This window comes from Streptomyces sp. NBC_01537, from assembly GCF_045040445.1.
GTDB lineage: Bacteria > Actinomycetota > Actinomycetes > Streptomycetales > Streptomycetaceae > Actinacidiphila.
Genome location: NZ_CP109392.1, coordinates 1,046,524 through 1,060,349, shown reverse-complemented (window position 1 = coordinate 1,060,349; position 13,826 = coordinate 1,046,524). Strand labels below are relative to the sequence as shown.

The window sequence follows — 13,826 nt, the reverse complement described above, 5'->3', positions numbered from 1 at the left end:
ATGGAACCGATGCAGGACTCCCCGCGCACCCAGCAGGTACCCATCGCGATCGTCGGCGCCGGCGCGCTCATGCCGGGCCCGTCCGGCGTCGGCGGTTTCTGGCGCACCGTCATGACCGGCCAGGACCTCATCACCGAGGTGCCCCCCACCCACTGGCTGACCGAGGACTACTACGACCCCGACCCGTCGGCCCCGGACAAGACCTACGGCCGGCGCGGCGCCTTCCTGTCGCCCGTCGACTTCCCGGCGATGACCTACGGGGTGCCGCCCAACACCCTGGAGGCCACCGACACCACCCAACTGCTGGCGCTCATGGTGGCCGAACAGGTGCTGACCGACGCGACCGGCGGCAACCTGGCGGACCTGGACCGCGACCGGGTCAGCGTGATGCTCGGCACCGGCGCGCTGGAGCTGCTCTACAGCATGTCCAACCGCCTCCAGAAGCCGGTGTGGCTCAAGTCGCTACGCGAGCACGGCGTGCCCGAACCGGACGCCCAGGCCATCTGCGAGCGCATCGCCGGCCACTACGTGCCATGGCAGGAGGCCACGTTTCCCGGACTGCTCAGCAATGTCGTGGCGGGCCGGATAGCCAACCGCTTCGACCTGCACGGCACCAACCACACCGCCGACGCCGCCTGCGCCAGCTCGCTGGCCGCGCTGTCCTCCGCCGTCAACGAACTCGCCCTCGGTACGTCCGACATGGCGATCGCGGGAGGTGTCGACACCCTCAACGACATCGTCATGTACATGTGTTTCTCCAAGACCCCGGCGCTGTCCCCGAGCGGCGACTGCCGTCCCTTCTCCGACACCGCCGACGGCACCATCCTGGGCGAGGGCCTGGTCATGCTCGCCCTGAAGCGGCTCGCCGACGCCGAGCGGGACGGCGACCGCGTCTACGCAGTGCTGCGCGGCATCGGCAGCGCCTCCGACGGCCGCGCCACCGCCATCTACGCCCCGCTGCCCCAGGGCCAGGCCACCGCCGTCCGGCGTGCGTACGAATCCGCCGGATACGGGCCGGACACCGTCGAGCTGGTCGAGGCGCACGGCACCGGCACCAAGGCCGGTGACCTCGCCGAGTACACCGGGCTGCGCGGCGTCTTCGGCGAGACCGGCCGCACCGACGGGCCCTGGTGCGCGCTCGGCTCCGTCAAGTCACAGGTGGGTCACACCAAATCCGCCGCAGGCGCGGCGGGCATGCTCAAGGCGGCGCTGGCCCTGCACCACAAGGTGCTGCCGCCCACCATCAAGGTGGACCGCCCCAACCCCGAGCTGGACCTGGGCAGCGGCCCGCTCTACCTGAACACCGCCGCCCGCCCGTGGGTGCGCGACGCCGACCATCCTCGTCGCGCGTCCGTGTCCAGCTTCGGGTTCGGCGGCAGCAACTTCCATGTCGCGCTGGAGGAGTATGTCCCGGGGGATGACGGCGGGGCCCGGCCGGCGGACCGGCTGAGGACCGTACCCACCGAGCTGGTGCTGCTCGGAGCCGGCTCCCCGGACGAGCTCCTGGCCGGGGCCGAGCGGATCCGGGCGGCCTCGGACCGCGGCCTCCCCGCCGTCGCCCACGACACACAGCGGGCCTTCGACCCCGGACAGCCCTTCCGGCTCGCCCTCACCGCCGAGGACACCGCCGACCTGGCCGGCAAACTCGCCCAGGCCGCCGCCCTGATCCGCAAGGACCCGCAGGCGCGCTTCTCCACCCCCACCGGCGTCCACTACGCGACCGGCCCCGCCGACCCGGGCCGGACCGCGTTCCTCTTCTCCGGGCAGGGCAGCCAGTACGTCGGCATGGGCACCGACGTGACCATGCACTTCCCGCAGGCCCAGGGCGTATGGGACCGATCGGCGGCACACCGGTTCGGCGACCGGCCCCTGCACCGGGTCGTCTTCCCGGTCCCGGTCTTCTCCGACGCCGAACGGGCCGCCCAGCAGGAACTGCTGACCCGCACCGAATGGGCCCAGCCCGCCCTTGCCGTCCAGAGCCTCGCCCTGCTGTCCGTCCTGGACACGGCCGGGGTCCGTCCGGACTGCGTCGCCGGGCACAGCTTCGGCGAGCTGACCGCACTCCACGCCGCCGGGGTGTTCGACGCCGACGCCCTCATCCGCATCGCCCGCCGACGCGGCGAATTGATGCGCGACGCGGCGGCGACGCCCGGCGCGATGCTGGCGGTCGCCGCATCCCAGGAGGAGTCCGACGCGGTGGTGTGCGGCGGCGGCAGGTATCCGGAGGGGCTCTGGGTCGCCAACCACAACAGCCCACAGCAGGTCGTGCTCTCCGGCACCCAACAGGCCGTCGGCAACGCCGAGCGCGCCCTCACCGCGGCCGGGCTGACGGCAAAGCGGCTCGACGCCGCCACCGGTTTCCACAGCCCCCTGGTCGCCCCGGCAAGCGGCCCCTTCCTCGACTTCCTGCGTGACATCCCCTTCCGCGAACCGCAACTGGCGGTCTACGGCAACACCGACGCCGCCCTCTACCCCGGCGACCCCGACCAGGCACGCCGCAGGGTCGCCGGCCACCTCGCCGCCCCGGTGCGCTTCGCGGACCAGATCGAGGCCATGTACGCCGACGGCGTCCGCACCTTCGTGGAAGTCGGCGCGGGCGCGGTCCAGACCCGGCTGGTCGGCCAGATCCTCGGCGACCGCCCGCACCTTGCGGTGAGCCTCGACACCAAGGGCCGCCACGGCGTGGCCGCCCTGCACGACGCCCTCGGCAGGCTGGCCGCGCACGGCCTCGCAGTCGACTTCGCCGCCCTGTGGGCCCCCTACGCCCCGCCGCCCGCCGAACAACCCGCCGACCGGAGGCCCCAGATGACCACCCCGATCCTCGGCAGCAACCTCGGCCGCCACTACCCGCCGGTCGGCGGCGCGGCCGAACTACCCGCCCCCAACCCGGAGCCGGAGCCGGCGCCCGCCATGCCCGCCCAGGCTGCCACCCCGGCCACTCTGGCCCCGGCCCCCGCACCGGCACCCGCGCCGAACGTGCTCGTCGAGGCCCAGCGTCAGACGGCGGAGGCGCACGCCCAATACCAGCGGCAGGCCGCCGACGCCCACGCCACCTACCAGCGGCTGATGGCCGAGAGCCATCTCGCCTTCCTCCGCTCCTTCGAAGGGTCGTACGCCACCGAGCCTCCGCCCGCGATGCCGGTCGGGGTCCCCCCGACCGCCCCCGTCTCTCTCACGGCCTCCGTTGCCCCGGCCCAGCTCCCGGCCCCTCTCCCCGTCCCTCTCCCGGTCCCCGAGCCACTGCCGGAGCCCCTCCCGCAGCCCGCTCCCGCCGCTGACCTGGAAGAACTGATGCTGTCGGTGGTGGCGGACAAGACGGGTTATCCCGTCGACATGCTGGCGTCGGGGATGGATCTCGAGGCGGATCTCGGGGTGGATTCGATCAAGCGGGTGCAGATTCTGGCGGCGTTGCGGGCGCAGGCGCCCGGTCTGCCGCAGGTGGAGATGGCGGATCTGGGCAGGCTTCGTACGATCGGAGACATCGTCGCCAAGCTGCGCGAAGGCGAAGCTCCCACACCCCCGCCCGTCCAGGTGGACCTGGAGGAGCTGATGCTGTCGGTGGTGGCGGACAAGACGGGTTATCCCGTCGACATGCTGGCGTCGGGGATGGATCTCGAGGCGGATCTCGGGGTGGATTCGATCAAGCGGGTGCAGATTCTGGCGGCGTTGCGGGCGCAGGCGCCCGGTCTGCCGCAGGTGGAGATGGCGGATCTGGGCAGGCTTCGTACGATCGGAGACATCGTCGCCAAGCTGCGCGAAGGCGAAGCTCCCACGGTGGCTTCGCCGCCCGCCGCGCGGCTCGTCCACCACGCGGTGCGTGCGGTGCCCGCCGCGCCGGCCGGGCTGGAGCTGGCCGGGCTGGACGGCGGGATGCTGGCGGTCACGGACGACGGGGGCGGGGTGGCCGAGCGGGTCGCCGGGCTGCTGAACGCGCACGGGCTTGCGGCCGCCGTCGTCATGGAGGTGCCGGACGACGCGTTCGGCGTGGTCTTCCTCGGCGGGCTGCTGGAGCCGGCGTCGAAGGACGAGGCCCTGGCGGTGCATGGCGAGGCGTTCCGGGTCGCGCGGTCGATGGCGCGGCGCTTCGAGAGCGGCGGAGGCGGGGTCTTCGTCACGGTGCAGGACACCGGAGGTGACTTCGGCACCGGAGGGCGGGCGCAGATGCGCGCCTGGTCGGGCGGGCTGGCGGCGCTCACCCGTACCGCTGCCAGGGAGTGGCCGGGCGTGAGCGTCAAGGCCATCGACTGCGAGCGAGCCGGACGTGACCCCGAGGCCGTCGCGGAGGCGATCGTACGAGAGCTGCTGACCGGCGGTGACACGCTGGACGTCGGCCTGCGCGCCGACGGCGCCCGCCTGACGGTCCGTGATGTCGAGGTCCCGGCCGGCGAGCTCACGCAGGACCCGGCCATCGGCCCCGACTCGGTGATCGTCGCGACCGGGGGCGCCCGAGGCGTCACCGCGGCCTCGCTGCTGGCCCTGGCCCGCGCCCGCCAGCCGCGTATCGCGCTGCTCGGCCGCAGCCCGCTGCCCGCCGAGCCCGCCGCGCTGAGCGGCGCCGACAGCCCGGCCGCGCTCCAGCGCGCCGTCATCGAGCAGGCCCGCCGGGAGAACGCCGGCCGCCCGCCGGCCCCCGCCGAGGTCGCCGCCACGGTGGCACAGGTGCTGGCCGCACGGGAGGTGCGGGAGACCCTCTCCGAACTGGAGGCTGCCGGATCCAAGGTCCGCTACCTCACGGCCGACGTGAGGGACCCGGCGGCGGTCGCGGCGGCGCTGGAGGAGATACGCCAGGCGTGGGGGCCGGTCACCGGGATCGTGCACGGGGCCGGGGTGCTTGCCGACAAGCGCATCGGGGACAAGACCGACGAGCAGTTCGACCACGTCTTCGCCACCAAGACCGGCGGTTTGCGCGCGCTCCTCGCCGCCACCGCCGACGACCCCCTGGACACGCTGTGCGTGTTCTCGTCCGTCACCGCCCGGTTCGGCAACGCAGGTCAGGCCGACTACGCGATGGCCAACGAGGTGCTGAACCAGGTCGCCTGCGCCGAGCGCGTGGCCCGTCCCCACTGCCGGGTCAGCTCCATCGCCTGGGGGCCGTGGGAGGGCGGCATGGTCGACGCGGCACTGGCGGGGCACTTCCGCAGCCAGGGCGTCGAGCTGATCCCCGTGGCGGACGGCGCCCGGGCCTTCGTCGCGCGGCTCACGGCGCCCGTGGACGGTGACGTAGAGGTCGTCGTGGCCGGCGAGGGCGTGGCCGGCGCCTTCGGATCGGCGCCGCACCGTGAGCGCGCCGCCGCTGTCCGGGCGGCCGGTGCGTCACACCCGTACCTGGCGGACCACGCCATCGGCGGCACCCCCGTCCTGCCCATGGCCATGGCCCTGGAGTGGCTGACCGGCGCGGCCCGCACCTGGCACCCGGCGGGGGAGCGATCCGTCCTGCGCGACATCCAGGTCCTGCGCAAGGTCACCCTGCCGGACCTGGACGGCGACGGCCACCGCCTCACCGTCCACGGGGGGCCGCAGGAGGGCGCACTGACGCTCCGTCTGACCGGTGACGGCGGTGTACCGCACTACAGCGCGACGGCGGGCGGCAGCCAGGAGCACGCCCCGGAACCCGAGGCGTGGGCGATCCCCGAGGGACTGGCCCCGTCCGCCCGGGACGAGATCTACGACGGGCATGTCCTCTTCCACGGCCCCCGCTTCCAGGCCCTCCGCTCGACCGACGGCATCGGCGCCGACGGCGCCTGCGGCACCCTGACCGGCCTGCGCGCGCTGGGCTGGGACGACGCCGGGCCGTGGCGGACCGACCCGGCCCTCACCGACGGGGGCCTCCAGCTCGCCGTGGTCTGGGCGGAGCAGGCGCTCGGGCGGGCGACGCTGCCGATGTCCGCCGCCGAGTTCCGGATCCACCGCACCGGTCCGGCGGCCGGTGACGTCCGCTGCGTCGTACGGGCCCGGGGGACCGGCCCCGAGGGGGCCAGGTGCGACATCGGCTTCCTCGACCAGGACGGTTCCGTACGCGCCGAACTGCTCGGCGTCTCCCTCGTACCGCGCCCCTCCTGACAGCGAGAGCGAGCCAATGCGCATGCGATTCGAACCGATCGCCGTCGTCGGGCAGGGCTGCGTGCTGCCCGACGCGCCGGACCCCGCCACCTTCTGGGAGAACATCGCCTCGGGCCGGGTGAGCCTGTCCCGGGTGCCCGGGGAGCGGTGGCGGATCTCCCACGCCGCCGAGGCCCCACGGACCGACCAGGGCGGCTACGTAAGGGACTTCGGCCGTGTCTTCGACCCGGACGGATTCCTCGTCGGGGCCGGGCGGATCACCGGCCTCGACCCGCTCTTCCAGTGGGTCCTGCACAGCGCCCGTGAGGCCCTGCGCGGCAGCGGGGCCTGGCAGGCCGCCCCGCTGCCCCGGGCCGGGCTGGTCCTGGGCAACCTGTCCTTTCCCTCCGCCGCGATGGCCCGGTACGCGCAACAGGTCTGGTCCGCAGCTCCGCCCGGCAGCCGCCCGGACGCCCGCAACCGCTTCTCATCGGGGCTGCCCGCGCACTTCGCGGCGCGCGCACTCGGCCTCGGCGCGGGCGCCTTCGCGGTGGACGCCGCCTGCGCCTCGTCGCTGTACGCCGTCAAGCTCGCGTGCGACCGGCTCCACGACGGCACAGCGGACCTGATGCTGGCCGGCGGCGTGAACTGCGCCGACGACCTCTTCGTCCACATCGGCTTCCACGCCCTGTCCGCGATGAGCCGGACCGGCCGCAGCAGGCCCTTCCATCAGGACGCCGACGGGCTCGTACCGGCCGAGGGCGCGGCCTTCGTCGCGCTGATGCGGCTGCGCGACGCCGTGTCGCAGGGCCGGCCGGTCCTCGGGGTGATCCGGGGCGTCGGACTGTCCAACGACGGCCGGGACGGAGGCCTGCTCACGCCCTCGGAGGAAGGCCAGGTACGGGCGATGCGGCTGGCGTACGAGTCGGCCGGGATCACGGCGGACACGGTGTCGCTGGTGGAATGCCACGCGACCGGCACGCAGCTCGGCGACGCGGTCGAGATCCGTTCCATGAACCGGGTGTTCGGCGCGTGCGAGAGCCTTCCCATCGGCTCGGTCAAGTCCAACCTGGGCCATCCGGTGACCGCCGCGGGCCTGGCCGGACTGCTCAAGGTACTGGGCGCCATGCGGACCGGGATCCGGCCCGCGACCATCGGCGCCGACGAGCCCAGCGAAGCCCTGCGTGGCACGCCGCTGCGGCTGCTCACGGCGAACGAGCCCTGGGACGCCCCGCACCGCCGGGCCGCCGTCAGCGCCTTCGGCTTCGGCGGCAACAACGCCCATGTCATCGTCGACGCCTGGGAGGGAGCCGCGTCCGCTTCCGTGCCCCTGCCCCTGCCCCCGCCTCCGAAGCCGCCCGAGCCGGTGGCGATCGTCGCGATCGGCGCCCGGGTCGGCGACGGCGACGGCGTACGGGATCTGACCCGGGCCCTGCTGAACGGCACCCCGGCGCCGGGGCCCCGCTCCACGGTCGACGTCGAACTGGCGGGGCTGCGCTTCCCGCCCCGCGACCTGGAACGTGCGCACGCCCAGCAGTTGCTGCTCATGGAGGCGGCCCGGGAAGCGGCGCACGGCATCGTGCTGCCCCGGGAGCGGACCATGGTCCTTGTCGGCATGGGCTGTGACCCCGAGGTCGCCCGGTACCACGCACGCTGGCGGGCAGCCGACGGCCAAGCGGATGCCTACGCCCCGCCGCTGGACGCCGCCGGTGTCCTCGGCACCATGCCCAACGTGGTGGCCAATCGCCTCAACGCCCAGCTGGACCTGGCCGGTCCGGGTTGCTCGGTCTCGGCGGAGGAGGCCTCCGGGCCGGTCGCCCTCGGCCTCGCCGCCCGTGCCCTCGCGGCGGGCGAGGCCGACGCCGCGGTGGTCGGTGCCGTGGACCTGTCGCACGAGCCGGTCCACCTGGCGGCCCTGGCCGAGCTGGGCCACGGCGGGCGTACGGCGGGAGACGCGGCCGTCGCCCTCGTACTCAAACGCCTCGCCGACGCCCGCCGGGACGGCGACCCGGTGATCGCCGTGCTGGACGACTCCGCCGATCCGGCGACGGCCGACATGCTGGTCGGAGCAGCCGAGGACGTCGGCGGCCGCCCCGCTTTCGACCCGGCGGCCCTGTTCGGCACACCGCATGCCGCCACCGGCCTGCTCGCCGTCGCGTGCGCCGCCCTGGCCCTGCACCACCGCGCCCTGCCCGCCGCAGGCGCACCCGCCGTTCCGGCGCTGGGCGTACGCAGCGCCGAGGTGACCGTCACCCCGCTGGACGCCCCGGCCGCCCGGCTGCGGCTGAGGGCTGCCGAGGACACCGTCCCCGCCGCGTGGCTGGCCGAGCCGCCGCCCCGGCTGCACATCTACTCGGGGCGGGACCTGCCGGAGGCCCTCGCGGCGCTCGCCGCCGGCCGGGAGTCCGGCACCGGACCCGCGCGCCTGGTGATCGTGGCGGCCACCGACGGGGAACTGGCCACCCGCTCGGCCGCCGCCCGCCGCTGGCTGACCGGCCAGGGCATCCGCCCGGACGGCGTCGCCTTCCGCGCGAAGCCGCTGACGGGCGAAGTGGCCTTCGTCTACACCAACGGCTCCGCCGCCTACCCGCGCATGGGCCGCGAACTGATGCTGGCCTTCCCCGCCGTCACCGCCGAACTGGAAGCCCGCTGCGGCCCCCTGGAGGACACCGTCGGCTGGGCCTACCGGGGTTCCGGCCCGGCGGGGCCGCCGGCACCGGCGCATGTACTGGACCAGATCTGGGGAGCCGCACTGCTCGCCCAGTTCCACACCGAGATCACGCGCGGCGTACTCGGCATCCAGCCGCAGGCGGTGCTGGGCTACTCCTCGGGTGAGTCGGCCGCGCTGGTCTCGATGCGCGCCTGGCGCGATGTCCGTTCGCTCGTCCACGACATCAGCGGCTCCGACGTCTTCGCCAGCGGCGTGGTCGGCACGCTCGATGCCGTACGGCGGGCCTGGGCGAAAGCCGGAGTGCCCGGGGACCGCTGGGCGAGCCACATGGTCAGCGCACCCGTCGACGCCGTACGCAAGGCGCTCGCCGGCAATCCGGCGGTGCACCTGATGGCCGTCAACGCCCCCGACGTGTGCGTGGTCGGCGGTGAGGAGCGGGAATGCGCACGCGTGCTCTCCGACCTCGCGCCGGGACAGGCCATCCGCCTCGACTACGACATCGCCGTGCACGCCCCGGAGGTCGAGGAAGTACGCGAGGAGTGGCGGCGGCTGCACCACCGGCCGACCGAAGCGGTGCCCGGCGTACGCTTCTACACCGGCGCGGGCGGCGACTGGTACACCCCGACCCGGGACTCCGCCGCCGACGCGATCACCGCACAGGCGGTCGGCACGATCGACTTCGACCGCATGGTCGAACGCGCCTGGGCCGACGGCGTCCGCGTCTTCATCGAGCACGGCCCCCGCGCCCTGTGCACCAGCTGGATCGAGCGCACCCTCGGCGACGACCGGGACCACGTCGCCGTCTCCCTCGACTCCTCCGAGGGGCACGGCATCCGCCGCCTCACCAGCTCCGTCGCCGAACTCGTCGCCGCCGGCGTCCCGCTGGACGCCGACACGCTCTTCGCCCACCTCGCCGCCGTTGCCCCGGCCGTGGGTTCCGGTGGCCCACGGCTGTCGTTCCCGGCCCACCCGCCCGCGGTCGCCCTGCCCGCGCCGGGCGGCCAGGAACCGGCGGCCGGGTCCACGCCGGCCACCTGGCCCTCGTCCGGGGAGCGGGCCGGGACAATGGCCCCGGCGCCCTGGCTTCCCCCGGCCGGGTCGGCGGCGAGGTACGTCTCCCCGCCGCGCGCGGCTGCTCCGGCCGGCGCGGCGGCGCAGGAGATGCCTCCCGCGCCCTGGCTGCCCCCGGCCGAGCCGGCAGCGGTCACGGCGACGCCGGCGACGGCGGCCCCCGTATCCCGCGCTTCCGGCGCCGGGACCGCGGCGGCGTCTCCCGTGGCCTCGGCCGTGTCCCGGGCACTGCCCGTTCCGTCGTCGGCCGTCACCGTGGACACCCCGCTCACGCGGGTGCTGGCGGCCACCGCGGCGCACCAGCACGGCCTGACCACCGCGTTCCAGGACTTCCTGGCCCAACAGGCGCACATCCACCACCAGTTCCTGGCGATGCGGCGGCGTGCCGAAGCCGCGCTGCTGCGCGGAACGCCGCCCCCTGCGGCTCCCGGGTCGCCCGCGCAGCCGTCGCGGCAGCCCGCGCAGCCACCCGTCGGCCGGCCCGGACCGAAATTCACCCGCGCCCAGCTCGAACACCTCGCCGTCGGCCGCGTATCCGAGCTCTTCGGCCCGCGATTCGCCGCGCAGGACGGCCGCGCCCGGCAGACCCGCATGCCGCAGCCGCCCATGCTGCTGGCCGATCGCGTCACCGGCATCGAGGCCGTGCCCGCGTCGATGGGGACCGGCACGATCTGGACCGAGACCGACGTGCGCCCGGACAGCTGGTATCTGGATCCGGCGGGCCGGATGCCGGCCGGCATCATGGTCGAGGCGGGCCAGGCGGACCTGTTGCTCATCAGCTGGCTCGGCGCCGACCTCCTGGACGGACAGGAAGGGCAGGATGACCGGGTGTACCGGCTGCTTGGCTGCGAGCTGACGTTCCACGGCCCGCTGCCCGAGCCCGGGGAGACGCTGCGCTTCGAGATTCGTATCGACGGGCACGGCGAGCACGACGGCACCCGGCTCTTCTTCTTCCGTTACGACTGCTACGACGTGGACGGCGCACTGCGGCTGACCGTCCGGGACGGCCAGGCCGGCTTCTTCACCGACGCCGAACTCGCCCGCACTGGCGGCGTGCTGTGGGACCCGGCCGCCGACGCACCCGATCCCGGTGCCCCGCTCGCCCCGCCCGTGCTCGCGCTTGCGGCGGGCCGCCGTGCCTTCGGCCCGGATGCCGTACGCGCCTTCTCCGAGGGCCGTCCGGCGGACTGCTTCGGACCCGCGTGGCGGGCGACCCGCGCCCATGTCCGCACCCCGCGCATCGCCGACGGGCGGCTGCGGCTGCTCGACGAGGTGACCGACTTCGACCCGTCCGGTGGCCCCTGGGGGCGGGGCTTTCTGCGCGCCGAGACGACGGTCGGCCCTGACGACTGGTTCTTCGCCGGGCACTTCAAGAACGACCCCTGCATGCCCGGCACCCTCATGCTCGAAGGCTGCCTGCAGGCCATGGCCTTCCACCTCGCGGCTCTCGGGCACACCGCCGACCGCGACGGCTGGCGCTTCGAGCCGCTGGCCGGCGCCCCCTACCGGATGCTCTGCCGGGGGCAGGTCACGCCGGACAGCCGCCTGCTGACGTACGAGGTGTTCGTACGGGAGATCTCGGGCACCGGCGCTGGGGAGGAACCGGTGCTGGTGGCCGATGTGCTCTGCACGGTTGACGGGGTGCGGGCGTTCCTCGCCCGTGGGCTCGCGCTGCGGCTGGCCCGCGACTGGCCGCTGGCCACGCTCGGCGGGCCGGCCGCTCGCGGCGACTCCGGTGACGCCCGTCCGGCCGCGTACGGCTATCCCGCCCTGCTGGCCAGTGCCTGGGGCCGCCCGTCGGAGGCTTTCGGGGCGCTCTACGGACCTGCGGAGGACGCCCGCCGGCTGCCGCGGCTGCCGGGGCCGCCGTATCACTTCATCAGCCGGATCGTGTCGGTCGACGGGCAGCCCGGCAGCATGGAGACCGGCATCGCGGTCGTGGCCGAGTACGACATCGTCGGCGACGACTGGTACTTCGAACAGAACGGCGGTGCCGCGATGCCGCTCGCCGTGCTGATGGAGATCGCGCTCCAGCCGTGCGGCTGGCTCGCCTCCTACGCGGGCTGCGCACTGGGCTCCGACGCCGACCTGCTCTTCCGCAACCTCGACGGCAGTGCGACCCTGACCGGCGAAGTGGGCCCGGACACGGGCACCTTGCGAACCCGTGCCGAACTGCGGCAGATCTCGCAGAACGGGGACATGATCATTGTGTCCTTCGAGGTCGTGGTCGAGGCCGCGGCCGACTGTGCCGGCGACGCAGGCCACCAGGTCTTCCGCTGCTCCACCGTCTTCGGCTTCTTCCCGCCCACCGCCTTCGCCGTCCAGGCGGGACTGACGCCCTCCGAGCCCGAACTCACCCGACTGGCCGAGCCGTGCGACCGAACGGCCGACCTGCCCACCGCCGCCGTCGGACCGATGCTGCTCATGCTGGACCGGGTCACCGGCTACTGGCCGGACGGCGGCGAGACGGGGCTCGGACGGCTGAGGGGGGAGAAGGACATCGACCCGGGGGAGTGGTTCTTCAGATCACACTTCCTCGGTGACCCCGTCCAGCCCGGCTCGCTCGGCGTGGAGGCGATGTGCCAGCTGCTGCGTACGTATCTGACCGAGACCGGGGCGTCGGCGGGGATTCGTCGGCCCCGCTTCGAACTCATCCCCACCGCAAGCCCGTTGAGCTGGAAATACCGAGGCCAGGTGGTGCCCGCCAACGAACGCGTCACCGTGGAGCTGGAGATCCGTGAGACCGGCGAGAGGTACGCCGTCGCCGACGCCTGGCTGTGGGTCGACGGCACCCGCATCTACCAGGTCCGGGGGCTCGGAATGCGAGTGGTCGACGACGAGCCCGCGGCGGAACTCGTCCTGGATCCGGCGGTCGACACCTGGCTCGCCGACCATCGCCCGACCTGGACCGTGCCCACCCTGCCCATGATGTCGATCCTCGACCTGCTCGCGCGGGCCGCGCGCAACCACACCGGCCACCCGGTCGCGGCCCTACGCGATGTCCAGCTGCGCCGCTGGCTGCCGGTACGGGAGCCGGTGCGGCTCCGCACCGAGGTCACCCGGGCGGCGTCCGGCGCCCCGGACGGCGAGTACGAGGTGACCCTGCTGGTGTGGCGCGAGGCGGCGACCGCCGCCCTGTCACGCTTCGAACCGGTCGCCACCGCCACCGTCCGGGTCGGTGAACCGGGGCCCCTTCCCGAGGCGTTCGGGCCGCTGCCCGACGCCTCGCCCGCCGACGATCCCTACGACTCGGGGACCCTCTTCCACGGCCCGGCCTTCCACTACCTGGTGTCCTCGCGCGCCGCCGCGGGCGGGGCGTCCGGGGTACTCGACGCCGGACGCGGATCGGTGCCCCGCGGCCTGCTCCACCAGGGACTGCTGGATGCCGCCCTGCACGTCATCCCGCACGACCAGCTGTGGCGCTGGAACCCGGAGATCGGCTCGGACGTCGCCGGATTCCCGCACCGCATCGCAGAGTTCACCTCGTACGGACCGCTCCCGGACTCCGGTGAGGTGCGGGTCGAGGCGCGCTTCGCCGGATTCGACCGGGGGGAGCGACGACTGCCCGCCTTCGATGTCCGCCTGAGCCGCGAAGGCCGGCTGCTGGTGGCGTTCCGCCTGGTGGACGTCCTCGTCCCCAAGGGCCGTATCGCGACGGCCGATCCCGTCGAGCGCCGCGCTTTCCTTCGCGACCGCCGCTACGCGAACGGCGTGGGCCTGTCCCTCACGCGAGGAGCCGTGACCTCGCTGGGCGCGGCCGACGCCGAGGCCTTCGACTGGCTGCCGGGCACGGTTGCGCAGGCGTACGGGCTCCCGCCGGGGGCGCGGGGCCGCGACCACCTGGCCTCCATCGCGGTACGGGACCATGTCGCCCGGCTCGCCCGGGTGCATCCCTCGGCGGTCGTGGTGACCGCCGGCCTCGGCCGTGCCTGGCCGGCGGACCGGCCGGACGAGGTGCACCACTTGCTGGTCGACAGGACCGGCAAGGACGAGGTCGAGGTGCGCTCCGGGCCGAAGCCGGGCAGCTGACCCCGACTCCGGCCGC

At 74.4% G+C, this 13,826-nt stretch carries 2 protein-coding genes; both read left to right on the top strand.

The window, feature by feature from the left end; genetic code table 11:
• A complete protein-coding gene (locus tag OG607_RS05045; protein ID WP_405719306.1) occupies positions 1 to 6,060 on the top strand; it encodes an SDR family oxidoreductase in 6,060 nt (2,019 codons plus the stop codon).
• A 22-nt stretch (positions 6,061 to 6,082) separates the two neighbouring features.
• Positions 6,083 to 13,810, top strand: coding sequence for a beta-ketoacyl synthase N-terminal-like domain-containing protein (locus OG607_RS05040; RefSeq protein ID WP_405719304.1), 7,728 nt, complete (start codon positions 6,083 to 6,085; stop codon positions 13,808 to 13,810).
• Positions 13,811 to 13,826: the final 16 nt, after the last annotated feature.

What these genes read in the sequence shown, in the direction of transcription:
- OG607_RS05040 (WP_405719304.1), top strand. Translation starts at nt 6,083, where the DNA reads ATGCGATTCGAACCGATCGCCGTCGTCGGGCAGGGCTGCGTGCTGCCC.
- OG607_RS05045 (WP_405719306.1), top strand. Translation starts at nt 1, where the DNA reads ATGGAACCGATGCAGGACTCCCCGCGCACCCAGCAGGTACCCATCGCG.